The organism is Pseudomonas sp. SJZ080, assembly GCF_007828295.1.
Lineage (GTDB): Bacteria > Pseudomonadota > Gammaproteobacteria > Pseudomonadales > Pseudomonadaceae > Aquipseudomonas > Aquipseudomonas migulae_A.
This window is the reverse complement of the sequence record NZ_VIUK01000010.1, coordinates 82,575-107,690: the sequence shown is the minus strand read 5'-3', so window position 1 is coordinate 107,690 and position 25,116 is coordinate 82,575. Positions and strand designations below refer to the sequence as shown.

Annotated in this window: 21 protein-coding genes; 12 read left to right on the top strand and 9 right to left on the bottom strand. The window is 59.7% G+C overall.

All coding sequences use genetic code 11. The features are described 5' to 3' along the window. Positions 1–40: 40 nt before the first annotated feature. The gene (locus FBY04_RS15290; RefSeq protein WP_145315722.1) at positions 41–2,077 is read left to right on the top strand and encodes a HAMP domain-containing sensor histidine kinase; all 2,037 of its coding nucleotides are present in this window, start codon (positions 41–43) and stop codon (positions 2,075–2,077) included. A 2-nt stretch (positions 2,078–2,079) separates the two neighbouring features. Then, a complete protein-coding gene (locus FBY04_RS15285) occupies positions 2,080–2,661 on the top strand; it encodes a cob(I)yrinic acid a,c-diamide adenosyltransferase (RefSeq protein ID WP_084318944.1) in 582 nt (193 codons plus the stop codon). Between the two features lie 96 nt (positions 2,662–2,757). On the opposite strand, the gene FBY04_RS15280 is transcribed toward FBY04_RS15285, so the two are convergent. The 4 genes from FBY04_RS15280 to secA all read right to left on the bottom strand — a co-directional run bounded on the left by FBY04_RS15280 (position 2,758) and on the right by secA (position 8,580). Further along, positions 2,758–3,708 carry a Nudix family hydrolase gene (locus FBY04_RS15280; RefSeq protein WP_145315721.1) on the bottom strand — a complete coding sequence of 317 codons (951 nt, stop codon included), beginning with the start codon at positions 3,706–3,708 and terminating at the stop codon, positions 2,758–2,760. Further along, positions 3,705–4,337 (bottom strand): glutathione S-transferase family protein, encoded by a 633-nt coding sequence (locus tag FBY04_RS15275; RefSeq protein ID WP_145315720.1) that lies wholly within the window; start codon positions 4,335–4,337, stop codon positions 3,705–3,707. Before FBY04_RS15275 ends, FBY04_RS15280 begins: the two co-directional genes overlap by 4 nt. Positions 4,338–4,504: 167 nt before the next feature. Next, positions 4,505–5,722, bottom strand: a complete 1,218-nt coding sequence (gene argJ / locus FBY04_RS15270) for a bifunctional glutamate N-acetyltransferase/amino-acid acetyltransferase ArgJ (protein ID WP_017340485.1) — start codon at positions 5,720–5,722, stop codon at positions 4,505–4,507. A gap of 122 nt (positions 5,723–5,844) precedes the next feature. Next, positions 5,845–8,580 (bottom strand): preprotein translocase subunit SecA, encoded by a 2,736-nt coding sequence (secA, locus tag FBY04_RS15265; RefSeq protein WP_084318938.1) that lies wholly within the window; start codon positions 8,578–8,580, stop codon positions 5,845–5,847. Positions 8,581–8,887: 307 nt separating this feature from the next. Between secA and FBY04_RS15260 the strand changes: the two genes are divergently transcribed. Beyond that, a complete protein-coding gene (locus FBY04_RS15260; protein WP_084318936.1) occupies positions 8,888–9,343 on the top strand; it encodes a DUF721 domain-containing protein in 456 nt (151 codons plus the stop codon). 120 nt (positions 9,344–9,463) lie between these two features. Here the strand turns inward: FBY04_RS15260 and FBY04_RS15255 are convergent, their stop codons facing one another. Then, positions 9,464–10,951 (bottom strand): helicase HerA-like domain-containing protein, encoded by a 1,488-nt coding sequence (locus FBY04_RS15255; RefSeq protein ID WP_084318934.1) that lies wholly within the window; start codon positions 10,949–10,951, stop codon positions 9,464–9,466. A 173-nt stretch (positions 10,952–11,124) separates the two neighbouring features. Here FBY04_RS15255 and FBY04_RS15250 point away from each other — a divergent pair, with 173 nt between their 5' ends. The 4 genes from FBY04_RS15250 (at position 11,125) to FBY04_RS15235 (ending at position 16,115) form a co-directional block, all read left to right on the top strand. Further along, entirely contained in the window at positions 11,125–13,014 is a 1,890-nt protein-coding gene (locus FBY04_RS15250; RefSeq protein ID WP_084318932.1) for a methyl-accepting chemotaxis protein, read from the top strand. Between the two features lie 218 nt (positions 13,015–13,232). Beyond that, positions 13,233–14,354 carry a glycosyltransferase family 1 protein gene (locus FBY04_RS15245; RefSeq protein WP_174602653.1) on the top strand — a complete coding sequence of 374 codons (1,122 nt, stop codon included), beginning with the start codon at positions 13,233–13,235 and terminating at the stop codon, positions 14,352–14,354. Beyond that, positions 14,347–15,123, top strand: a complete 777-nt coding sequence (locus FBY04_RS15240) for a DUF2334 domain-containing protein (RefSeq protein ID WP_145315719.1) — start codon at positions 14,347–14,349, stop codon at positions 15,121–15,123. Before FBY04_RS15245 ends, FBY04_RS15240 begins: the two co-directional genes overlap by 8 nt. Then, positions 15,120–16,115 carry a lysylphosphatidylglycerol synthase transmembrane domain-containing protein gene (locus tag FBY04_RS15235; protein WP_145315718.1) on the top strand — a complete coding sequence of 332 codons (996 nt, stop codon included), beginning with the start codon at positions 15,120–15,122 and terminating at the stop codon, positions 16,113–16,115. Before FBY04_RS15240 ends, FBY04_RS15235 begins: the two co-directional genes overlap by 4 nt. A gap of 107 nt (positions 16,116–16,222) precedes the next feature. Here the strand turns inward: FBY04_RS15235 and FBY04_RS32380 are convergent, their stop codons facing one another. Then, positions 16,223–16,390, bottom strand: a complete 168-nt coding sequence (locus FBY04_RS32380; protein ID WP_178118286.1) for a hypothetical protein — start codon at positions 16,388–16,390, stop codon at positions 16,223–16,225. 85 nt (positions 16,391–16,475) lie between these two features. Continuing rightward, entirely contained in the window at positions 16,476–17,324 is an 849-nt protein-coding gene (gene purU, locus FBY04_RS15230) for a formyltetrahydrofolate deformylase (RefSeq protein WP_017340494.1), read from the bottom strand. Between the two features lie 339 nt (positions 17,325–17,663). On the opposite strand from purU, the gene mvaT reads away from it, so the two are divergent. Then, positions 17,664–18,041 (top strand): histone-like nucleoid-structuring protein MvaT, encoded by a 378-nt coding sequence (gene mvaT / locus FBY04_RS15220; RefSeq protein ID WP_007933316.1) that lies wholly within the window; start codon positions 17,664–17,666, stop codon positions 18,039–18,041. Positions 18,042–18,128: 87 nt separating this feature from the next. On the opposite strand, the gene sbcB is transcribed toward mvaT, so the two are convergent. Continuing rightward, entirely contained in the window at positions 18,129–19,559 is a 1,431-nt protein-coding gene (gene sbcB / locus FBY04_RS15215; RefSeq protein ID WP_145315717.1) for an exodeoxyribonuclease I, read from the bottom strand. Between the two features lie 273 nt (positions 19,560–19,832). After that, positions 19,833–20,441, bottom strand: coding sequence for a hypothetical protein (locus FBY04_RS15210; protein WP_145315716.1), 609 nt, complete (start codon positions 20,439–20,441; stop codon positions 19,833–19,835). 271 nt (positions 20,442–20,712) lie between these two features. Between FBY04_RS15210 and FBY04_RS15205 the strand changes: the two genes are divergently transcribed. From FBY04_RS15205 to FBY04_RS15190, 4 genes are read left to right on the top strand one after another with little or no spacing between them, the layout of a single operon-like run. Next, on the top strand, positions 20,713–21,438 hold the full coding sequence (locus FBY04_RS15205; RefSeq protein ID WP_084318924.1) for an RDD family protein: 726 nt from the start codon (positions 20,713–20,715) through the stop codon (positions 21,436–21,438). Continuing rightward, positions 21,435–22,412, top strand: a complete 978-nt coding sequence (locus tag FBY04_RS15200) for a stage II sporulation protein M (protein WP_084318922.1) — start codon at positions 21,435–21,437, stop codon at positions 22,410–22,412. The genes FBY04_RS15205 and FBY04_RS15200 overlap by 4 nt, the downstream gene beginning before the upstream one ends. After that, a complete protein-coding gene (locus tag FBY04_RS15195) occupies positions 22,399–23,943 on the top strand; it encodes a DUF4129 domain-containing protein (protein WP_145315715.1) in 1,545 nt (514 codons plus the stop codon). The genes FBY04_RS15200 and FBY04_RS15195 overlap by 14 nt, the downstream gene beginning before the upstream one ends. Then, the gene (locus FBY04_RS15190; RefSeq protein ID WP_145315714.1) at positions 23,940–25,103 is read left to right on the top strand and encodes a DUF4350 domain-containing protein; all 1,164 of its coding nucleotides are present in this window, start codon (positions 23,940–23,942) and stop codon (positions 25,101–25,103) included. Before FBY04_RS15195 ends, FBY04_RS15190 begins: the two co-directional genes overlap by 4 nt. Positions 25,104–25,116: the final 13 nt, after the last annotated feature.

The following is a 25,116-nucleotide window of genomic DNA, read 5'->3' as shown; positions in this document are numbered from 1 at the left end:
GGCTACGCTGGCCACTTGTTCCTTTTCTGCGATAAAACTGATGCCATTGCGCCAGCGCCTCGAAAACCTTCCGGTCGGCCAGAAACTGCTGGCCGCCCTGCTGGTGCTGTTGACCACCGTTTTGCTGGTCGCCAACCTGACCTTCATCAGCGCCGCGTACTACATTTCCCAGGAAAGCATGGCGCCCCAGGCCTTGCAGACCATCGGCCGGCTGGTGTCCAACCCGAGCCTGGTGTCCGAGGCGTTGCAGTCGCCGCAAAGTGCCGAACGGCTGCTCAATGAGCTCAACAGTTACTCGCCATTGCGCGCAGCGGCGCTGTATGACGGCAAGGGTGAACGACTGGCGCAGCTACAAAGTGGCGATCACTTGAACCTGCCGGAGCACTTCCGCCATCTCGAATCCTGGCAAGCCACTGAATTTCGCAGCAATCAGGTGATCACCCTGCCCCGCCCCGGCACTGCGCCTGGCCACTTGTTACTGGTCGCCAGCAGCGAGTTGCCAATGGCTTTCTACACCGGGACGTTGACCGCCAGCCTCGGTATCCTGATCTTCAGTGTGTTGTTGTGGCTGGTGATCGCCCGCCAGATCAAACGCCTGATTACCCGGCCGATTCATCAGTTGGAGGAGCTGTCCCGGCAAGTGACCCGGGAAGAGAACTACGCCCTGCGCGCTTCCCGCGGCAACCACGACGAAATCGGCAGCCTGGCCGAGGCCTTCAATACCATGCTCTCGCGAATCGAGGCGCGGGAGCAGCAACTCAAACGTGCGCGTGACGATTCCCAGGCGGCTTACGATCAGGCCCAGGGGCTGGCCGAGGAAACCCGTCACACCAACCGCAAACTGGAACTTGAAGTCCAGGTGCGCAGCAAGATCGAAAAGAAACTTACCGGGTTCCAGAACTATCTCAACAGCATCATCGACTCCATGCCATCAGCGCTGATCGCCCTGGATGAGCAGCTTTACGTGACGCAATGGAATCAGGAGGCCAGCGCCCTCTCCGGCACGCGGCTGGACGAAGCGCTGAACCAGCCGATCTTCCTCGCCTTCGAACCGCTCAAGCCGTTTCTGCCGCAGCTCAAGCAGACCGTCGAGCAACACACCGTGGCGAAAATCGAGCGCGTAACCTGGTTCAAGGATGACGAACCCAAACATTACGCCCTGACTTTTTATCCGTTGATGGGCGGCGCCGGGCGCGGGGTGGTGATCCGGATCGATGACATCACCCAGCGTCTGTCCCTGGAAGAAATGATGGTGCAGTCGGAAAAAATGCTCTCGGTCGGTGGCCTCGCCGCCGGCATGGCCCACGAGATCAACAACCCGCTGGGCGCGATCCTGCATAACGTGCAGAACATTCGCCGACGCCTGTCCCCCGATCTGCCGAAGAACCTCGAGCAAGCCGAGCAAATCGGCATTGAACTGGACACGGTCAACGAGTACCTGAAAGCACGTGAAGTGCCGCAACTGCTCGACGGCATTCAGCAGGCCGGTGCCCGGGCGGCGAAGATCGTGACTCACATGCTCAGTTTCAGCCGCCGCAGCACCCGGCAAATGGCCCCGTGCGATCTGCCGGCGCTGATCGATCAGGCCGTGGAAATCGCCGGCAACGATTTCGACCTGGCGATCGGCTTCGACTTCAAGGGCCAGGCGATCATTCGCCAGTTCGATCCGGCGCTGGGCCCGGTGCCCGGCACCGCCAACGAACTCGAACAAGTGCTGCTCAACCTGCTGAAAAACGCCGCGCAAGCCATTCACCAGCGTGAAGATGACCGTGAGCCCGGGCGGATCATCCTGCGTACCAAGCTGAATCCGCCGTGGGCGGAAATCCAGGTCGAGGACAACGGCATCGGCATGAGCGAGAGTGTGCGCAAACGCACCTTCGAGCCGTTCTTCACCACCAAGGAAATTGGCCAGGGCACCGGGCTTGGGCTGTCGGTCTCGTATTTCATCATCACCAACAACCACAAGGGGCAGATGGAAGTGCAATCGACGCCGGGCCAGGGCACGTGTTTCACCTTGCGTCTGCCGTTGGCGAGCACCCCGCTCGTCTCTCAAGAACTCAATCAGCTATCGAGGTAACCATGGGCTTTCGCTTGTCGAAGATTTACACCCGCACCGGCGACAAAGGCGAAACGGGACTGGGCGACGGCCGCCGCGTGCCCAAGGACCATCCCCGGATCGAAGCCATTGGTGAAGTCGATACGTTGAACAGTCAGGTCGGCGTGCTGTTGGCCGGGTTGGCAGCGGAAAGTGGCCAATTTCCGGGGTTGAACGAAGTGATCGAGGTGTTGGCGCCTTGTCAGCATCGGTTGTTCGATCTGGGCGGAGAGCTGGCAATGCCGGTGTATCAGGCGCTGAACGCGGCAGAAATTGAACGCCTGGAAACGGCGATTGATGTGTGGAATGAAGAGCTGGGCCCGCTGGAGAATTTCATTCTGCCGGGGGGATCCGCGCTGATTGCCCAGGCTCATGTGTGCAGAAGTCTGGCACGCAGTGCCGAACGGCGGTGTCAGCAGTTGAATGCAATTGAACCGTTGGCCGGGGTTGGATTGGCGTATATCAATCGGCTGTCGGATGTGTTGTTTGTGGTGGCGCGGTTGATTGCCAAGCGCCAGGGGATTGCGGAGATTTTGTGGCAGCCGGCGGTGAAGCCAGGGGTTTAATCGGCGCAAGTCAGGTCGCCATCGCGAGCAAGCCCGCGCCTACAGATGGTTCGCGTAAACCTGTAGGAGCCGGCTTGCTGGCGAAGAGGCCGGCAGCTACACCGAAGAATCAGGCCAGAACGCCCGAATCCCCGCCACACCTTGGGCGCCTGCCGCCCAGGCTTTATCAACCTGTGCTGGTCCGACACCACCCAGCAAAAACACCGGTTTGCTGAAGCCTTCAATCAGGGTCGAAGCCTGTTCCCACCCCAACGGCAGAGCTCCCGGGTGCGTCAAGGTCGGCTGCACCGGTGACAAGGTCACAAAGTCCACGCCCATCTGCTCGGCCAGCGCCAGCTCTTCAGCGTTATGACACGACGCCGCCAACCAGCGCGACGCCGGCAGCGGACGGCCGGCAGCCGCGTATTTGCGTAGTTGTGCCGAGGTGATGTGCCAACCGGCCGACGGGAAATCGCCCAGCCACTCGAACGGCCCCTTGATCATCAACTGCGCCTTGCCGGCACACAGCCCCGCCGCGTCCACCGCCAGATCGCGGTATTTAGGGTCGTAGCCGTTGGGTGCCCGCAGCTGGATCAGCTTGATGCCACCGGCGATGGCTTTCTGAATACCACGTAGCAGGGCCGGGGTTTCCAGGTCATCGGGGGTAATCAAATACTGCGCAGGCAACCGTGCGGCGGCCACGATCGGCTGGTTGGCGGCCGGGAAATCGTAATTCAACAGATCTCGGGGCGCGACCCACTCCAAAGGCTGGCCTTCGGCGCCGTGGGGTTCGCCGGTGAAGGCCGAAACCTCCCAAACGTCCAGCAACACCTGTTTGTCCGGGTAGTCGTGTTGAACCTTGATAAGCGGTCGCGCGACATCGACGACGATGCCCAACTCTTCGTGAAGCTCACGGCCAAGCGCCGTGGTCACGGACTCGTCGGCCTCGACCTTGCCACCGGGGAACTCCCACAAACCGCCCTGATGCTGATTGTCGGCACGGCGTGCGATGAGGATCTTGCCGCTGTTATCGCGTATGACGGCAGCCGCTACATGTACTCGTTTCACTGCCCGATCTCCTCCAGACCTGCCTTTTGCCACGCCTTGAAGGCGGGCCATTGGTAGATCGTTTCGACGTAGGCTTCATCCGCCGCCGGCAATTTCACCTGATAGGTGCGCAGGCGTACGGCAATGGGTGCGAAGAAGGCATCTGCCAGGGTCGCGCCGCCAAACAGGAACGGACCGCTTTCAGTCGCGGCTGCGCGGCACTCGGCCCACAAGGCCAGCATCCGCTCGATGTCTGCCTGAACGTCAGCCGGCACCGGCGACAGCGGTGCGTCGCGGCTCAGGTCGAACGGCATGTTGCCACGCATGGCGAAGAACCCGGCGTGCATCTGCGCGCACGCCGAACGTGCCTGTGCGCGGGCGGCGACATCTTTGGGCCAGAGGCCGGCGTCAGGGAATTGTTCGGCCAGGTACTCGGCAATCGCCAGGGAATCGGCGATGGTGCCGTGTGCGGTTTTCAGCAGCGGGACTTTAACGGTCGGCGAATGCTTGAGCACACGTTCACGGGTGTCCGGCTGGTTCAGCTTGATCAGCTCTTCGGTGTACGGCGCGCCGGCCAGATCGAGGGCCAGTGCGCCGCGCAGGGACCAGGAAGAAAGCAGTTTGTCGCCGATGATCAGGTGGAGGCTCATGTTCGGGCGCCTTTTGGTAAGTGGAACAGGCCAGAAGCTTTAGTGTCTGGTCGTCCGCCATCGCGAGCAAGCCCGCTCCCACATTTGATCGTATTTCTACGGGAAGAACTCGGTCAAATGTGGGAGCGGGCTTGCTCGCGAAGGGGGCAACTCGGTCTAGCGAGTGATCAAGTACGGTACTCGGCGTTGATCTTCACGTATTCGTGGGACAGGTCGGTGGTCCAGATGGTTTCGCTGCAATCGCCGCGACCCAGTTCGATACGGATGGTGATCTCTTCCTGCTGCATCACCGCTGCGCCCTGGGCTTCGGTGTAGGTCGATGCGCGGGCGCCACGGCTGGCGATGCACACGTCGCCGAGGAACACGTCGATCTTGCTCACATCCAGGTTTGGCACGCCGGCACGGCCGACGGCGGCAAGGATGCGGCCCCAGTTCGGGTCGGACGCGAACAATGCAGTCTTGATCAACGGCGAGTGCGCCACGGTGTAACCGACGTCCAGGCATTCCTGATGATTGCCGCCACCGTTGACCTCAACGGTGACGAATTTGGTCGCGCCTTCGCCGTCGCGAACGATGGCCTGGGCCACGTCCATGCACACTTCGAATACGGCCTGTTTCAGTTTGGCGAACAACTCACCGCTCGCGCTGGTGATTTCCGGCAGCGCAGCCTGACCGGTAGCGATCAGCATGCAGCAGTCGTTGGTCGAGGTGTCACCGTCGATGGTGATGCGGTTGAACGACTTGTTGGCACCGTCCAGCAACAGGTTCTGCAATACATCACGGGAGACTTTGGCGTCGGTGGCGATGTAGCCGAGCATGGTGGCCATGTTCGGACGGATCATGCCCGCGCCTTTGCTGATACCGGTGACGGTGATGGTCACGCCGTCATGCTGGAACTGGCGACTGGCCCCCTTCGGCAGCGTGTCGGTGGTCATGATGCCGGTGGCGGCAGCTTCCCAATTGTTCACCGACAGGTCGTCCAGGGCGGCTTGCAACGCACCTTCAATCTTCTCGACCGGCAGCGGCTCGCCGATCACGCCAGTGGAGTACGGCAGCACCAGGCTGGCATCGACGCCGGTCAATTCAGCCAGTTTCGCGCAGGTGCGCTCGGCGGCGGCCAGGCCGGGTTCGCCGGTGCCGGCGTTGGCGTTGCCGGTGTTGGTCAGCAGGTAACGCACCGGACCTTGCACGCGCTGCTTGGCCAGGATCACCGGAGCTGCGCAAAAAGCGTTCAGGGTAAACACGCCAGCCACCGTGGAACCTTCGGCGCAGCGCATGACCACGACATCCTTGCGCCCAGGGCGCTTGATGCCGGCCGAGGCGATACCGAGTTCAAAACCGGCAACCGGGTGCAACGTTGGCAAAGGACCAAGACCAACAGCCATGAATGCGCTCCTTAATAAATGATGTCAGCACCGCTTTCAGGAAGAACGGTGGTGTAAATGGCAAAACGCCGCGACGGCTGATGCCGGTCGCGGCGCGGGTATTTCAGCGTATGAAACGGGGTTTACTGGATCTGCCCGTGGCAATGCTTGAATTTCTTGCCCGAACCGCAGTAGCACAGTTCGTTACGGCCCAGCTTCTGTTCATTGCGTACCGGTGCGGTGGCGAGGGCTACATCGACCTCTTCACCGAGCAGTTCCGGTTGCTCGAGACCAGGCGCTTCGTCGTGCTGGAACTGCATGCGCGCCGCCAATGCTTCGGCTTCCTGGCGCAGGCGTTGTTCTTCTTCGATCGGGTCTTCGCGGCGAACCTGAACGTGCGACAGCACACGGATCGAGTCGCGCTTGATCGAATCCAGCAGCTCGGAGAACAGCGTGAACGACTCGCGCTTGTACTCTTGCTTCGGGTTCTTCTGGGCGTAGCCACGCAAGTGGATGCCATGACGCAGGTGGTCCATGGTCGACAGGTGGTCTTTCCACAGGTCGTCCAGTACGCGCAGAACGATTTGCTTCTCGAAGGTGCGCAGCGCATCCGCGCCCGCTTGATCTTCTTTCTCGTTGTACGCCGCAATCAGCTCCTGCATCAGCTTCTCGCGCAGGGTTTCTTCGTACAGGTGATCGTCTTCGTCGAGCCATTGCTGGATCGGCAGTGCCACACCGAAGTCGCTCTGCAACGCGGCTTCCAGACCGGCCACGTCCCACTGTTCAGGCAGCGATTGCGGTGGAATGTGTGCGCTGACAGTAGCGTTGAGTACGTCCTGACGGAAGTCGGCGATGGTTTCACCGATGTTGTCGGCGGCCAGCAACGTGTTACGCATGTGATAGATCACTTTACGCTGTTCGTTGTTGACGTCGTCGAACTCGAGCAGTTGCTTGCGGATGTCGAAGTTGCGGCCTTCAACCTTGCGCTGAGCCTTCTCGATGGCGTTGGTCACCATGCGGTGCTCGATCGCTTCACCGGACTGCATGCCCAATGCTTTCATGAAGTTCTTCACCCGGTCGGAGGCGAAGATGCGCATCAGGCTGTCTTCCAGCGACAGGTAGAAACGGCTGGAACCGGCGTCACCCTGACGACCGGCACGACCACGCAACTGGTTGTCGATACGGCGCGATTCGTGACGTTCGGATGCAATCACCTGCAAACCGCCCGACTCGAGCACTTGTTGGTGACGTTTCTGCCAGTCGGCCTTGATCTGGGCAATCTGCTCCGGCGTTGGATCTTCGAGCGACGCGACTTCCACTTCCCAGTTACCGCCCAACAGGATGTCGGTACCACGACCGGCCATGTTGGTGGCGATGGTCAGTGCACCCGGACGACCGGCCTGGGCAATGATCTCGGCTTCTTTTTCGTGGAACTTGGCGTTCAGGACCTTGTGCTCGATACCTTCCTTCTGCAGCAGCGCAGACATGTGCTCGGAAGTTTCGATGGTTGCAGTACCCACCAGCACCGGACGGCCCTGGGTCATGCATTCCTTGATGTCGTTGATGATCGCCGCGTATTTCTCGTCGGCGGTCAGGAACACCAGGTCGTTGTAGTCTTTACGCGCCAAAGGCTTGTTCGGCGGGATGACCATGACCTGCAGGCCATAGATCTGGTGGAATTCGAACGCTTCGGTGTCCGCGGTACCGGTCATGCCGGACAGCTTGTTGTACAGACGGAAGTAGTTCTGGAACGTGGTCGACGCCAGTGTCTGGCTTTCGGCCTGGATATTCAGGTTTTCCTTGGCTTCGATGGCCTGGTGCAGGCCTTCGGACAAACGGCGACCCGGCATGGTACGACCGGTGTGTTCGTCGACCAGGACGACCTGACCGTCCTGCACGATGTATTCGACGTTGCGATTGAACAGCTTGTGAGCGCGCAGACCGGCATAAACGTGGGTCAGCAGGCCCAGATTGTGCGCAGAGTACAGGCTCTCGCCTTCAGCCAGCAGGCCGACGCGGGTCAACATGTCCTCGATGAACTGGTGACCGGCTTCGTTGAGCTCGACCTGACGGGTCTTCTCGTCGACGGTGTAATGGCCGGCCTTGGTGACTTCGCCCTCGACTTCTTCGACATGCAATTCAAGCTGAGGGATCAGTTTGTTGATCTCGATGTACAGCTTGGAGCTGTCCTCGGCCTGACCGGAAATGATCAGCGGCGTACGGGCTTCGTCGATGAGGATGGAGTCGACTTCGTCGATCACGGCAAAGTTGAGTTCGCGCTGGAATTTTTCTTCCATGCTGAACGCCATGTTGTCGCGCAGGTAGTCGAAACCGAATTCGTTGTTGGTGCCGTACGTGATGTCGGCGGCGTAAGCGGCGCGTTTCTCTTCCGGCGGCTGGAATGGCGTGACCACACCGACCGTCATGCCGAGGAATTCGTAGAGCGGACGCATCCAGTTGGCGTCACGGCGGGCCAGGTAGTCGTTCACAGTCACAACGTGCACGCCCTTGCCGGACAGCGCGTTGAGGTAAACACCCAGTGTGGCCACCAGGGTCTTGCCTTCACCGGTACGCATTTCCGCGATCATGCCTTCATGCAAGGTCATGCCGCCGATCAGCTGGACATCGAAGTGGCGCATACCCATGACGCGCTTACCGGCTTCGCGGGCGACCGCAAAGGCTTCTGGCAGCAGTTTGTCGAGGGTTTCCCCTTTGGCGATGCGGGCCTTGAACTCATCTGTCTTGGCACGCAATTGATCGTCCGAAAGGGCCACCATTTGCTCTTCGAAGGCATTGACGAGTTGCACCGTCTTGAGCATGCGTTTGACTTCACGCTCGTTCTTGCTTCCAAAAAGTTTCTTTAACAAAGGCGCAAACATATCGGCAGGATCTTCCACACTAAAGGGATGGAGGGCGGCCCCGTGAGTCGCCCGTGCAGCCCTCATGGCCGCATGCGAACGAGCATTCTACCCGGAAACGATGGTGAGGAAAGTGGCGTTGTTCCACGATGCATGCACTGCGCTGTGACGGGGCTCACTTAAAATAAGGGCTTTTTGCTGAACTTCAAGCCGGTTACAGCAGAAGTTACTTGTTGATTTAATGGGTAAAGCGCGCGCAAAGCAATGGGTCGGGCGCATCCAGTGCTTTCTGCTACCATGGCGGCTCTGTTACTTCAGGTGTCTGATCATGGCATTTCGCCCTCTTACGGCCAGAGCACCCGCCGTTCTGCTTCGCGAAGCCAAACCGCTGAAAGCCATTTTTGGCCATGCTCAACGCCTGGGTCATTTACAACGTCTGCTGGAAAGCCAATTGCAGCCCGCCGCCCGCGAGCATTGCCATGTGGCATCGTGGCGCGAAGGCAGTTTGTTGCTGATCGTCACCGATGGTCATTGGGCAACCCGTCTGCGTTATCAACAAAAGCGTCTGCAACGGCAGTTACAGATGTTCGATGAATTCGCCAGCCTGACGCGGATTCTGTTCAAGGTGCAGCCGCCGACCGTCCAGCAAGGGGCAGCGGGGCATACCATCAGTTTGTCCAGCGATGCGGGCGCGACCATTCAGGCGACGGCTGAGGGGATTACCGACCCCAACCTGCGAGCGGCGCTTGAGCGATTGGCGGCTCACGCCAAACCCAAGGATTAATACACATCAAATGTGGGAGCGGGCTTGCTCGCGAAAGCGGAGTGTCAGTCGACATCTGTATCGCCTGACACACTGCTTTCGCGAGCAAGCCCGCTCCCACATTTTGATTAGGCCCACTCGCTAGCGGCGTTTACTGCCACCGAGCAGCGAACCCATCAGGCCGCGCACCAACTGCCGCCCCAACTGATTGGCCGCCTGTCGCATCGCCGATTTCAGTGCCTGCCCTGCCGCTGTGCCGAGGAATTCCCCGGCCTTGTCGGTGAAGCTCGGCTCCTCTGGCGCCGGTTTGCCGGGCACCGCTTCTGCCTCCGGCGCCAGACCTTTACGCCCCATCAATATTTCATACGCGGATTCGCGATCAACTGGCTTGTCATACCGTCCCTTGAACGGCGACCCGGCGATCAACACCGTGCGCTCGGTTTCGCTCAACGGCCCAATCCGCGATTGCGGCGGCGCGACCAATACGCGCTGGACCATCTCCGGCGTCCCCTTGTCCTGCAACGTGCCGACCAGCGCTTCGCCAATCCCCAGCTCAGTCAACACCGACAAGGCGTCGAACGCCGGGTTCGGCCGGAAACCCTCGGCCACGGCCCGAAGGGATTTCTGTTCCTTGGCCGTGAACGCGCGCAAGCCATGCTGGACGCGCAGGCCGAGTTGAGCCAGCACGTCATCCGGCAAGTCACCCGGCGACTGGGTGACGAAATACACGCCCACGCCTTTCGAGCGAATCAGCCGCACCACTTGCTCCAGACGTTCCTGCAGCGCCTTGGGTGTATCGGCAAACAACAAATGTGCTTCGTCGAAAAACAGCGCCAGCAGCGGTTTGTCGGCATCGCCGCGCTCCGGCAGTTGCTCGAACAGTTCGGCCAGTAGCCACAAGAGGAATGTCGCGTAGACCTTGGGCGCCTCGTGCACCAGACGACTGGCATCCAACAGATGAATCCGCCCGCGCCCCTCGGCGGTCGGCTGCAAAATATCTTCGAGTTGCAGCGCCGGTTCGCCGAACAGTGCTTCGGCGCCTTGTTGTTCCAGAATCGCCAGGCGTCGCAATAGCGCCTGACTCGACCCTGTGGTCATCAACGCCGCGTCGTCCCCCAGCAATTCGGGGTGGTCACGCAGGTGATTGAGCAGTGCCTTCAGGTCTTTCAAATCCAGCAGCAACAAGCCTTCGCGGTCCGCGACTTTGAACGCCGCGTACAACGCCGACTGTTGGCTGTCGGTCAGCTCCAACAGGGCGCCAATCAGTAACGGGCCCATTTCGCTCAAGGTTGTGCGCAATGGATGACCGGACTGACCGTGAATGTCCCACAGGGTGACCGGATAGGCCTGAGGCGTGTGGTTCAGCCAGGGCATCCCGGCGATACGCTCGGCTATTTTGCCTTGAGGGTTACCGGCTGCGCCGAGGCCGCACAGGTCACCTTTGATATCCGCCGCAAACACGGCCACGCCAGCATCGCTGAACGCTTCGGCCAGTTTTTGCAAGGTGACGGTCTTGCCGGTCCCGGTAGCCCCCGCGACCAGACCGTGGCGGTTCGCCAGGCGCATGGCCTGGGCGATCGGTTGCCCCGTGAGATCGGCACCGATAACGAGTTGCGAGGAATCAGGCATTTGGTCACCTTTGGTTAATCTTTGATTCTGTGCGGCCGATATAAAAGACTGAAAAGCATCGGTTATCCCCCTAAGGAAGGAAGGAAATATCAGCTTGTTTTCATGACCGCCCACTGTGCGTTTCTTTATAAAAGCACGCCTTGGGCATTAAGACCTTAGCGGAACCCCAAGCCATGAACAAAAACCTGCGCTTCAGCCATAAAATCCTGCTTGCCGCCGCCCTCATCGTTATTGCCGCGTTCGCCTCGTTCACGCTGTACAACGACTATCTGCAGCGCAACGCGATCAGCAAGGACCTGGACAACTATCTGCAAGAAATGGGCAGTGTGACTGCCAACAATATCCAGACCTGGCTGACCGGCCGCAGCCTGCTGGTCGAAAACCTCTCACAAAACGTCGCGCTGAACGCTGACATCGGCAACGTCGCCAAGCTGCTGGAGCAGAAAGCGGTGACGTCGACCTTCATGGGCGCCTATCTGGGCAACAAGGATGGCACCTTCATCATTCGCCCGGACAGCAAAATGCCGGATGGCTATGACCCTCGCGCCCGTCCCTGGTACAAAAGCGCCCAAAGCACCAGCGGCTCGGCACTGACCGAACCCTATATCGATCTGGCCTCCGGCCAACTGGTCATCTCCATCGTCAATAGCGTCCTCAAGGACGGCCAGAACATCGGCGTGGTCGGCGGCGACCTGAGCCTGCAAGTGATCGCTGACAGCCTGAATGCGCTGGACTTCGGCGGTATGGGTTATGCGTTCCTGGTCAGCGCCGACGGCAAGATTCTGGTCCACCCGGACAAAGCGCTGGTGATGAAACCCCTGGCTGAGGCGTACCCGAAAAATACCCCCCGCATCAGCAGCGATTTCAGTGAAATAGAAGCCGATGGCAAAACCCGCATCGTCACGTTCACCCCGATCAAAGGCCTGTCTTCCGTCAACTGGTACATCGGTCTGTCGGTGGACAAGGATAAAGCCTTCGCGAAGCTCAGCGAATTCCGCGCCTCGGCGGTGGTTGCGACTGTCATTGCAGTCGCGATCATCATCGCCCTGCTGGGTATGTTGATCCGCATCCTGATCCAGCCGCTGCACGTCATGACCCGCGCCATGGCCGACATCGCCGACGGCGAAGGCGACCTGACCAAACGCCTGACTATCCAGAACAACGACGAATTCGGCAGCCTCGGCACCGCGTTCAACCGTTTCGTGGAGCGCATTCACGGTTCGATCCGCGAAGTGTCCTCGGCCACCGGCCAGGTCAACGAAGTGGCGTTGCGTGTGGTCGCGGCCTCCAACTCGTCGATGTACAACTCCGACCAGCAAGCTTCGCGCACCAGCAGCGTCGCCGCCGCCATCAACCAGCTCGGTGCCGCGGCCCAGGAAATTGCGCGCAACGCCGCCCAGGCCTCGAGTCAGGCCAGTGATGCCCGCAGCCTGGCCGAAGATGGCCAGCAAGTGGTAGATCGCAGCATTGTCGCGATGAACCAACTGTCGAGCATGCTCAGCGCCTCCAGCACCAACATCGAATCGCTGAACAGCAAAACCGTGAACATCGGGCAGATCCTCGAAGTGATCACCAGCATTTCCCAGCAAACCAACCTGCTGGCGCTCAACGCCGCTATCGAGGCCGCCCGTGCCGGTGAAGCCGGGCGTGGTTTTGCCGTGGTGGCCGATGAGGTCCGCAACCTGGCGCACCGCACACAGGAATCGGCGCAACAGGTGCAGACCATGATCGAGGAGCTGCAAGTCGGCGCCCGCGAATCCGTCAGCACCATGAGCGACAGTCAGCGTCACAGCCAGGACAGCGTGGAAATCGCCAACCTGGCGGGCGAGCGCCTGAACAGCGTGACCTTGCGCATTGGCGAAATTGACGGAATGAACCAGTCGGTGGCCACGGCGACCGAGGAACAGACGGCGGTGGTCGAGTCGATCAATGTCGACATCACCGAGATCAACACGCTGAACCAGGAAGGGGTGGAAAACCTGCAATCGACATTGCGGGCGTGCTCTGACCTGGAGCAGCAGGCGGCGCGGCTGAAACAGTTGGTAGGCAGTTTCAGGATTTAAGTCGCTCTTGCGGGCCCCTTCGCGGGCAAGCCCGCTCCCACAGTGATCTTTGGTGGACACAAATTATGTGTACGACTGAGATCACCGTGGGAGCGGGCTTGCTCGCGAAGGCGGCCTGTAACACACCGCAAAAACCTCGCCGACATCCCCGCCACAAAACCCAGCCGAACATCTATCCTTCATAAAGGTCAACCAAGGGAGAACAACGGACCGGAGGGATGCTCATCGTGCATATCGCGGACATAACCATGTTCTACGCCCCTGCCAGCGGTGGCGTGCGCACGTATCTGGATGCAAAACACCGTCGCCTGGGGAGTAAGCCGGGCATTCGCCACAGTCTGCTGGTCCCTGGTTCACACCTGAGTGAACTGGATGGCGTTTACACGGTACCGGCTCCCGCCCTGCCCTTCGGCAAGGGTTACCGTTTCCCTCTCCGTCTCGCCCCCTGGCGCAATGTCCTGCAGGATTTACAGCCCGATCTGATTGAAGTCGGTGACCCGTACCTCACGGCCTGGGCAGCGCTCGATGCTCGGCGGCAACTCGATGTGCCAGTGATCGGCTTTTATCACTCGGACCTGCCGCTGCTGGTCAGTAACCGCATGGGCAACTGGGTCACCACCAATGTCGAGGCCTATGTCAGAAAGCTCTACGGTAACTTCGACCGGGTGCTGGCGCCGAGCCGGATCATGGCCGACAAATTGATCGGCCTCGGGGTGAAGAACGTTTTCGTACAACCCTTGGGTGTCGATTTGCACACCTTCCATCCCGATGCCCGAGACCCGGGCCTGCGCGCAGAACTGGGCATCGATGAAAATACCCATCTGCTGATTTTTGCCGGGCGCGGCTCCAAGGAAAAAAACCTGCCGGTGTTGCTCGACTGCATGAAACGCCTGGGTCGCCGCTATCACTTGCTGCTGGTGGGTTCGTCTATGCCTGCGGTGGTGCCGGAAAACGTGACGGTGATCGATGAATTCTGCCCGGCGACGCAAGTGGCAAGGCTGATGGCCAGTGCCGATGCGTTGCTGCATGCCGGCGATCAGGAAACCTTCGGCCTGGTGATTCTAGAAGCCATGGCGTGCGGCATTCCGGTGGTGGCCGTGGCAGCCGGGGCCTTTCAGGAAATCATCACCACAGAATGCGGTCTGCTTTGCGCGCCAAACAACTCAATGGCGATGGCCAACGCCGTTCGGGAGCTGTTCGCTTCGGGGAGTGCGGTTTTGGGCCAACAGGCCCGCAGTCATGTCGAGCGACATTATTCCTGGGACGCAGTGGTCGACAGTCTGCTGGGTCATTATCACGCCGTCCTCGGCAGCCAATGGCCGCGGATCGCCAATGGCTGAGCCCATGAACGCGTCCAGTCTGCTATTGGTGTTGCACGACGTCGCGCCGCAGACCTGGGCCGACTACCAACCCTTCGTCGACGCCGTTGACGCCTTGGGCGAAGTGCCGATGACTTGGCTGGTTGTGCCGGATTTTCACAAGCACAACGATCTTGAGGCCCATCCGGGATTTCGGCGGATGCTCACCGGCCGTGTCGGCCGAGGGGACGAACTGGCGCTGCACGGCTATTTTCATTGCGATGAAAGCCCGGCCCCCCACACACCGCGAGACTGGTTTATGCGCCGCATCTACACCCACGAAGGCGAGTTTTACAGCCTGTCTCAGGAAGCAGCGCTCGCACGTCTGCGTGCCGGCATTGAAGTGTTCCATCGTTATCACTGGCCGCTGGAGGGTTTTGTCGCCCCGGCCTGGCTGATGAGTGAAGGAACGCGCCGGGCCTTGCGCCAGTTACCCTTGAGTTACACCAGCGATCCGCAACACCTGTATCGCCTGCCGGATTTCACCCCGGTCGATGCGCCGGGGTTGGTATGGAGTGCGCGCAGTGCCTGGCGTCGGGGTTTGTCGAAGCTGGTCAGCGATCAGCGCGAACAGCGTTGGCGTCAAGCGCAAGTGATTCGCCTGGGGTTGCATCCGGTGGACATGCGTCACCCTTTCTCACGCAATTATTGGTTGCAAACCCTCAAGCGCCTGCTCGCCGAGGGCCGCGTGCCGTTGACCAAGGCGCGGTGGCTGGCGCTGCACGACGACCGTGTCGGTCGCTCCGCATGAGTCGCGCAATTGTGCTGTTTGTCGCGCTGCTCGCTGCGGTGCTGATTCCTCTGTTGCTGGGCGGCAACCAGACCTGGTCGCGACTGCAGAGTTTTCCATTGAGCTGGCTGTTGATCATGTTCGGCATGATCCTGCTGTGCTGGGTGGTGAACACGATGCGCTTGCGTCTGTTGCTGGGCGATCAGCGCGACAAGGTCAGCCCGGTCAAAAGCCTTGGCGTGGTGATGGCGGCCGAGTTCGCCTACTGCGCCACACCGGGCGGCAGCGGCGGACCGCTGACGATCATGGCGTTGCTGGCACGCAACGGCGTGCGACCGGCACGGGGTAGCGCGGTTTTCGCCATGGATCAACTGAGCGATCTGCTGTTCTTTCTCTGCGCGTTAAGCGGGATTCTGATTTATGCGTTGTTCCAGCACCTCAGCGAACGTATGGAATGGCTGCTGACGGTCAGCGCCATTTCGATGTTCGGCGGGCTGCTCAGTTGCGTGGTAATCGCGCGCTACCATCGGCTGCTGATTCGCCTGAGTGGACGCTTGCTCGTGCGCCTGAATGTCAAAGGCAGCACGCGAATGCGTTGGGCGCGAAAGCTCCTGCATTTTCTGGCGGCTTTCACTGACACGCTGAAGTTGCCTGTTCAGACGTTGATCAGGGTGTTTGCCCTGACCTGTGTGCATTGGCTTCTGCGTTACAGCGTGTTGTATCTGGCGTTGCGTGGGCTCGGCGCGGATTTGCAGTGGGCCTGGAGTTTTCTGATTCAGATGCTTTCGCTGAGCGCGGGGCAATTCAGCCTGTTGCCGGGCGGCGCTGGTGCTGCGGAATTGACTTCGGCCGCGCTGCTGGCGCCCATGGTGGGGAAATCCACCGCGGCGGCGGCGATTCTGATTTGGCGGGCGGTGACTTATTACTTTTATCTGGCGGTTGGGGGGCCGGTGTTTTTGTTGATGCTTGGACGGCCGTTGTTGAAGAAGTTGATGAGGTTCAGGCAGGCTTAGCGGGGGTGTTTTTTGTTGTGTACCTATCCGTTACCGCAGCAACGGATATGCACACAAAAAGCGTCCGCGCGCCAAACTTCAAGGCCGCTTCGCCAACAAGCCGGTTCCTACAAGTCAGGGTCAGAGTCCGGATTCAACGCCTCCCACAACTCCGCCGCCCCCGGAAACTCCGTGCCATCGTCAGGGCTCAAGTCATCCGGGTCGTAGCGGCTCAAACACCCCTCCCCCAATGTGTCGGGGGCTTTGGAAGTAGCTTTGTCCAGTGGATCGGCCATGGTCATGTCCTCAGTGCAGAAACGGCGAAGGGCCTGAGCGATTGAACGCCCAGGCCCTTCGAATTTCAACCGTGCCGTGCGGGTATCAGAACACCACGGTCTTGTTGCCATGCACCAGCACCCGGTCTTCCAGGTGATAACGCAGACCACGAGCCAGCACCATCTTCTCGACATCACGCCCGAAACGCACCATGTCTTCGATACTGTCGCTGTGGCTGACACGCACCACGTCCTGCTCGATGATCGGGCCGGCATCCAGCTCTTCAGTCACGTAGTGGCACGTAGCACCGATCAGCTTCACCCCACGCAGGGAAGCCTGGTGATAGGGCTTGGCGCCGACGAACGACGGCAGGAAGCTGTGGTGAATGTTGATGACCTTGTGCGCATATTCACTGCACAACTCGGGCGGCAGGATTTGCATGTAACGGGCAAGTACCACCACCTCGGCTTCGTGCTGTTTGACCAGACGCGAGACTTCGGCGAACGCCGGTTCTTTATCCTGTGGATTGACCGGCACATGGTAGTAAGGAATACCGTGCCACTCGACCATGCTGCGCAAATCGTCATGGTTGGAAATCACGCAGGAGATTTCGCAGTCCAGTTCGTCACTGTGCCAGCGGTGCAGCAAGTCGGCCAGGCAATGAGACTCGCGGCTGGCCATCAACACCACGCGTTTTTTCTGCGCGGTATCGGTAATGCGCCAGTTCATCGAGAACTCTTCGGCAATCGGCGCGAACGCTTCGCGGAAGGCTTCGATACCAAAAGGCAGAGAATCGGCTCGAATTTCGTGACGCATGAAGAACCAGCCACTGAGATTATCCGAGTGATGGCTCGCTTCAGTGATCCAGCCGTTATGTGACGCCAGAAAGTTACTGACTTTAGCAACGATGCCGACGCGGTCCGGGCAAGCAATCACCAGCCGAAAAGTGCGCATGGGGGGGAAACTCCAGAACTTCGCAAAGGCCGCCATTCTAGCGACTGCGCGAAAAAACTGCAGTATAGATGACACCTTGCCTTGCTCGAGGGCTGCAGGCACAAGCGTGAAAGCGCCCGCTCACCCGCGCAATGGTGCTCTTATTGCCCATCTTCAAGTACTCAATTGTGAATATCTGTGATACCCGCGTCACACTATTTAACTGCACATCCCGCGGGTGCCCTATTCACGACAACTAATTTAAATAAACTCCGGTTTAATGTTTACTTGATGAAACACCCTGACTATTATTGCGGCACTGTCCCCTGACATCCAGTGCACCAACATAAGGTAGTCCCCATGTCCTTGATCAACGAATATCGTGCCACCGAAGAAGCTATCAAAGAGCTGCAAGCCCGTTTGAAGAACCTGTCCCAAGACGACAAACTGCAAACCGAGCTGGAATTCGAAGGCAAACTGCGCACCCTGATGGGCGAATACTCCAAGTCCCTGCGTGACATCATCGCGTTGCTGGATCCAGAATCCAAAACCAAAGCACCACGCGGCGGCGCAGTAAAAACTACTGGCACCAAGCGCGCTCGCAAAGTTAAACAATACAAAAACCCGCACAACGGCGAAGTCATCGAAACCAAAGGTGGCAACCACAAGACTCTGAAAGAGTGGAAAGCCAAGTGGGGCGGTGACGTGGTTGAAGGCTGGGCTACCCTGCTGGGCTAAGCCGCAACGCTTTCTTCTGCAAAAAAGAACGCCAGCAAACGCTGGCGTTTTTTTATGCCCGGTATTCAGTGCCGGGCATTTTCATTTTCAAAGATTCAAACGTTTGCGCAATGCCTGGACATAATTGCTCCACTCGTTGAGCACCTCTTGCTGGAACGGCGTTGCCGTCATGTTCAATTGGGCCGTGGCCTCTGTAAAAGTTTCCAGCGTATTGGGCGCTCCCCACTCAGGGTCTGACAAACGTTGCCGACAGAATATTCGCCAACGTTCTTGCTCTTCGAAATTCAACGTATCGGGAAAGTTGCGTGCTCGATATCGAAACAATAATTCGGGTAAACGTTCATTATCGAAAGGCCATTGTTCCTTGGCTAATTGCGCCGGGTCAGCCGCTCGGACTTGCTCACAAAGGCGCCGATCCCGATCTCCGATAAAACCATCGTATAACTGTTGCTCAGGGTCCTGACTCTGGGTGAAATCTTCGCTGGCATAAATGGCCTGAACTTTATCTCGCCAAACTTGCTGTGCGTCACTTAGCCGCAGCGTGCGCTCCTGATATAGCGCCATGTCCAGCCCCAGGCGTTGCTGATCAGCGGGACGAAGTACTGACAGGGGCGCGACCACCGGGCATTTGTTGATGTGGATAAGCTTGAGCGGCACTGGCAACTCGCCCTCGGCCAGATCATCGCGACGGGTATACAGGCGCTGGCGCAAAGCGTCGGCGTCCAGATCAAGCAAGCCTTGGGGATCCAGGTGCAGGTCGCAGACAATCAATGCATTCTTGTTGCGCGGGTGCCAGGCCAGCGGCAGCACCACGCCGACATAACTGCGCGCCGCCGAAAAGCGCCCGGAAATGTGCACCATCGGCTGCAACAGCCGAATCTGATCCATCACCTTTTGTTTACTGCGCAACTGGAACAGCCAGTCGTATAGCTTCGGTTGTTTTTCCCGAATCAGACGGGCCAGCGCGATGGTCGCGCGAACGTCCGACAGCGCTTCGTGAGCATTGCCGTGATCGATGCCATTGGCGGCGGTCAGGCGTTCGAGCTTGAGCGTTACCCGCCCCTCGTCATCCTTGGGCCAGGTGATGCCATCCGGTCGCAAGGCGTACGCCGCACGCACCACATCGATCAGGTCCCAACGACTGTTGCCGCCCTGCCATTCACGTGCATAAGGGTCGAAAAAGTTGCGGTACAGGCTGTAACGAGTCATCTCGTCGTCGAAACGCAAAGTGTTGTAACCCGCGCCACAAGTGCCCGGCGCCGCCAGTTGGGCGTGCACCCGGGTCATGAAATCGGCTTCGCTCAAACCGTGCCCGGTCAATTGGCCTGGTGTGATGCCCGTGATTGCGCAGGCCGCCGGATGCGGCAGGATGTCCTCACTGGGCTGGCAGTAAAGATTGACCGGCTCGTCTATGACATTGAGATCGAAGTCAGTGCGAAGCCCCGCCACTTGCAGCGGACGGTCGCAACGAGGGTTGATGCCGGTGGTTTCATAGTCGTACCAGAAGATCGAGGTCACGGGCTATTCCTGAACTGAAGATCGGCGAAGTCTAGGCGTTTGCATCCCGCCACGGCCAGCAATCTTGCATTCAATCACCTCTGGCCACGCACCGTGCAATACATAGTTATGTCGTTTTCCCCGATCAGGCCGCCCGACAACCTGCGCCAGGTAGCAATGCAAACCTTTAGCGAAGCGCTAGCTCATTGCGGGGTGACGGACTGGTTGAATGCGCGGGCCGAACCTATGAGCGGTTAACCGCTTATGAGTTCGGTCCGCGGCAGGTTGGTTAGACTACTGGACAGTTACAAGGACACTTTCAGCCCACTCGCTCATGTGACCGTCGAGCGTATAACGTCCGGTATAAATAAACTGTCCCAAAGGTAAATCCGTCGTGGCGGGGCCGCTGAACGCGCCATCGGCTGCCACAGCGAGGCTGGCATAAACAACGGCACCAGAGCCAGCCTGGACGATCTGCAAGATTGCACCGGGTGCCGCGCCATACCCCGAAAAGGTTGGTCGTCTACCGACTACAGCGCCCAGAACAGGTGCAGTAGGGACATGCTTAGGCATGTAATAAACAGTCCAAACGGCAGAGCGCCGATGACTTTCTGGATACATCTCCCACTGCAGCATTTGAAAGTCATTTCTTCCACGCTTCGGGTCTTGGAGAAAATTTACCTCGAAGTAACCATCCCCACCCATCTGCATCGAATTGCTGAGTCCATCTTCCATGCCGGGCGTCACCGCTCGGATGTTACGTCTGGCATGCCCGCTACCTATCACCCTTATCCTGGCCCCCACTTGGGATGAGTTTGCCGGACTGGAAATATGCGGGATGGCGTCTGCCTGGGTTTCCTCCGAATCATTGATGCTGCGCAATTCGTTTTCAAAGTTAGACATGATCCTTCTCCTGAAACAGTGGTTCAAACACGATTTGAACTTACGTTCTACGCTGATTGGAACCTCCCTCTAACCTGTTAAAAGTGACAGTCCAGACAAACGGTAACGCTGCAACATCGTCAGCAGAAAGCGCCGCAATATCACTACGGCGACTGGCGTCATTGCCTAAAGCCCCTCTGGATCCAATACATAGTTATGTCGTTTCCCCCCAAGAGGCTGCTAGCATCGGCCGCACAGAGAATCCCGATCAGGCCACATCATCAGGTTGCCCATGCTCGAGACCGCAGCACTGCCAAGGAAAGCGACGCTGTCCCCGCCACTGGATACGCGGTATCAGGTTGAAACGCCGGAAGGCATCGACTTGCCACTGCGCCCGGCCGGGTTGATGGTGCGTGCGCTGGCGTTCTCCATCGACCTCGGACTGCGCGGGTTGATTCTGGGCCTGCTGTTTATTGTCCTCGCGTTCCTGGGAAAACTCGGCGCCGGGTTGGGCTCGATCCTGCTGTTCGTAGTGAGCTGGTGGTACATGGTGTTGTTCGAGGTGCTCAACCAGGGACGCTCGCCGGGCAAGCAATGGATGGGCCTGCGGGTGGTGCAGGACGACGGCACACCGATCGGCTGGTCCGCGTCGCTGTTGCGCAACCTGCTGCGCTTTGTCGACCTGTTGCCGTTCGGCTATTTCCTCGGCGCCATCAGTTGCCTGCAACACCCCAACTTCAAACGCCTCGGCGACCTGGCTGCCGGTACGCTGGTAATCTACCGCGAACAGCCGCTCACCCGACCGCAACTGCCTGACGCCGAGCCACGGCGTCCGTCGTTTGCCCTGACGCTGCCCGAGCAACGCGCCATCCTCGGGTTTGCCGAACGCCAGGGTGAACTCTCCGAAGCGCGGGTCACGGAACTCGCCTCCATCCTCGCGCAACCGTTGAAGGTTTCAGCGCCACGCGCCGTGGCGGAACTCAACGGCATCGCCCGCGGTTTGTTGGGCCCCGCATGAAGCAAAGTCTTTTCGAGAATCGCCACAAGGCTGAATGGGCGCAGTTTTCCCTCCTGCTCGACAGGCTGGAGCGGAACAAGGACACCTCGCGAATCGCCAGTTTCCCGAAAGATTATCGGAGGCTCTGCCAGCATTTGGCGCTTGCCCAGGAACGCGGCTACAGCAGTTTTCTGATCGACTCGCTGCAGCAACAGGTGCTGCGCGGGCATCAACAGCTTTATCAGCATCGCAGCCGCCTGGGTGCCAACGCACTGGGTTTCATCCTGGCGGATTTCCCTCGACTGGTGCGTGAACAGTGGCGTTTCGTGCTCGCCGCCAGCCTGATGTTTTTCGGTAGCCTGATCGGCTTTGCGGTGCTGGTGTATCTGTTCCCGGACCTGGTCTACAACCTGATCCCGGCCGAACAGGTCAGCGAAATGCAAGGCATGTACGACCCTGTCGCCGGTCGCCTTGGGCGCTCGGCGGAACGGGCAGCCAGTGAAGACTGGGTGATGTTCGGTTTCTACATCATGCACAACATCGGCATTGCCTTTCAGACTTTTGCCAGCGGTTTGCTGTTTGGCCTGGGCAGCGCGTTTTTCCTGTTCTTCAACGGGTTGATGATCGGCGCGGTGGCCGGGCACCTGACTCAGATCGGCTACGGGCAAACCTTCTGGTCCTTTGTGATCGGCCACGGCGCCTTCGAACTCAGTGCCATTGCCCTGGCGGGTGCTGCCGGCCTGCAACTGGGCTGGGCCTTGATTGCACCGGGACGACTGCCGCGCGCCGAAGCCTTGCGTGTGGCGGCGCGTAAAAGTGTGCTGCTGATTTGCGGGGTCATGCTGTTTCTGTTGATCGCGGCATTTATCGAAGCCTACTGGTCGTCGATGACCGGGCCAGCACCGATGACCAAATATCTGGTCGGCGCGGCGCTGTGGTTCCTGGTAGCGATGTACCTGCTGTTCGCCGGACGGACCCGCCATGCGCCTGAGTGACGCGACCGTGGTGATCCGCCCTCGAACCACCTGGGAAGCCATGGACCTGGGCGTGCTGCTGAGCCAGCGGCACCGACGCCTGCTGATGGCCAGCTGGGCCATCGTGACCCTGCCGGTTTTCGTCCTGCTCACCTTGCTGCTGTGGGATTCGCCCTCCCTCGCCGTGTTTATCTTCTGGTGGCTGAAACCGGCGTTCGAGCGCCTGCCGCTGTACATCCTGTCCAAAGCGATGTTCGGTGAAACGCCCACGCTGAAACAGGCGCTGCGCCAGTGGCCACGACTGCTCAAACCACAATTGCTGGCCAGCCTGACCTGGCGACGCTTGAGCCTGAGTCGCAGTTTCCTGTTGCCGGTGGTGCAACTCGAAGGCCTGAATGGCCTGGCACGACAACAGCGCTTGCAGGTGCTATTGCAACGCGACGGCGGTGCAGCGCGCTGGCTGACCATCATCGGCGTGCATCTGGAAAGTGCGCTGTGGATCGGCCTGATGGTGCTGTTTTACCTGCTCCTGCCGCCACAAGTCGAACTCGACTGGAGCTGGCAGACATTGCTGTCCGCCGCCACACAGGACTGGCGCTGGCTGGAACACCTGACCAATGGGTTTTACGTGTTGGTGCTGGTGGTGTGGGAACCGATCTACGTGGCCTGCGGCTTCAGTCTTTACCTGAATCGGCGCACGGTGCTGGAGGCCTGGGACATCGAACTGGTGTTCCGCCGCCTGCGCCGACGCTTGAGCGGCACCGCCCTCACCCTGCTGCTGGCGGCCTTTTTTCTGGTGCCGACCGGGCAAAACGTCTGGGCCGACGAGCCGGTCATTACCCCTGACAGTCCGCGTCTGCTGGACCAGCCACTGACCAGCCAGGCGTCCCGGGACAGCATCAAGGCGATCCTCGATCAGCCGCCGTTCAAGAACAAGGAAACCGTCACACGCTATCGTTTTGGCGAGGACAAGCCATCCGCCGAAACCTCCGACGATGGCAAAGCCCCCGAATGGCTGAAGGCCCTGCTCAAGTTGCTGGATAACCAGCGCTTCGGCACCTTGGCGACCTTGATTGAAGGGGTGCTGTGGGGCGCCGTCATTGGCGCGATCGGTTGGTTGATCTGGCGTTACCGGGCATGGTTGCAGGCGTTCGTCAGTCGTCGACCGGCGCTGAAGGGCAAGGTCGCGCGGCCGCTGCCGCAGCAGGCATTCGGCCTGGACCTGAACCGCGAAACCCTGCCCGCCGACATTGCCGCCAGCGCCGAAAGCCTCTGGCAATCCAACCCTCGCGAGGCGCTCGGTTTGCTCTATCGCGCGCTGCTCAGTCACTTGCTGCACGATTACAACATGGCGCTGAAACCCGCCGATACCGAAGGCCAGGTCCTGGCGCGCGTCGAACGACTGCAACAACCCGCCCTGTTGGCCTTCAGCAAAAACCTGACCGGGCACTGGCAGAACATGGCCTACGGGCATCGCCTGCCACCGGCGCATTTGCAACAGGAACTGTGTGACGGCTGGCGGTCCTTGTTCGGTCCGGGGGCTACGCATTGAACCGGCGAGTGTGGCTCGCCGCCGGCGTATTCATCGCCGTGCTGTTGGGCGCGTTGAGTTTTTATCTGTATGCCAGGGCGACGCCCTATCAGGCAGACATCGATCACGGCCCGTCGCCCGAAGCCCAGGCCAACCCTTATCTGGCCGCCGAACATTTCCTGCGCAAACAAGGCCTGACCGTCAGCCATGCCAACAGCCTCGACATCCTGCCCACGCTGGAGCCTCGGCAACGCAGCCTGTTGTTGCTCGGCGACCGCTCCGGCATGACCCCGCGCCAGATCGATCAAGTGCTGAACTGGACCCGCGCCGGCGGACGTCTTTTGTTCATCGCCGAGTCGTTGTGGGATGAAAAACTGGGCCAGAGCAATGACCTGTTGCTCGACCGGGTCCAGGTGCATCAGTCATTGAGCAAAGACCTCAAGGACCCGCCAACCGACATCGAAAAGGATCCCTACCCCAAACTGACCAAGCTGTACCTTGAAAACGAAGACGCGCCGGCGTATGCCACCTTCGATACCGCGTTCCATCTCGAAGACCCGAAAAACCTCGCGCAAGCCTGGGCCAACAGCGGCAAGGCCACGCACATGATGCAGCTGAGCCACGGGCTCGGTTCGATCATCGTGGTCACCGACGCCGACCTGTGGAAAACCCCGGCCATCGATCGGTACGACAACGCCTGGCTGCTGTGGTACCTGACCGCAGACACGAACGTGACCCTGCTGTTCAACACCGACCATGACAGCCTGCTGACCTTGTTGCTGCGCTATTTCCCCCAGGCGCTGGTTGCGCTCATGGCGCTGATCGGCCTGGGTCTCTGGCACGTTGGCGTGCGCCATGGCCCGTTGATCGAACCCGCCCCGAGAGCCCGTCGGCAACTCCACGAGCATCTGCGCGCCAGCGCCGATTTCATGTGGCGCCGCACCGGTCAAGCCAGCCTGTTGCAAGCCTTGCAGCACGACATCCTGCGCCGGGTGCGGCGCCGTCATCCCGGTTTTGAACACCTCGGCGTCGCCGAACAATGGCTGGTGCTCGCACGCCTCACCGGCCAACCCACACGCGCTATCAGCCAGGCCATGAGCCCGCGACCGAAGCAACGGCTGTCCAGCGTTGAATTCAGTCGTCAGGTCGCCCACCTGCAAACCTTGAGGAACGCCTTATGATCCGGTACTTGGA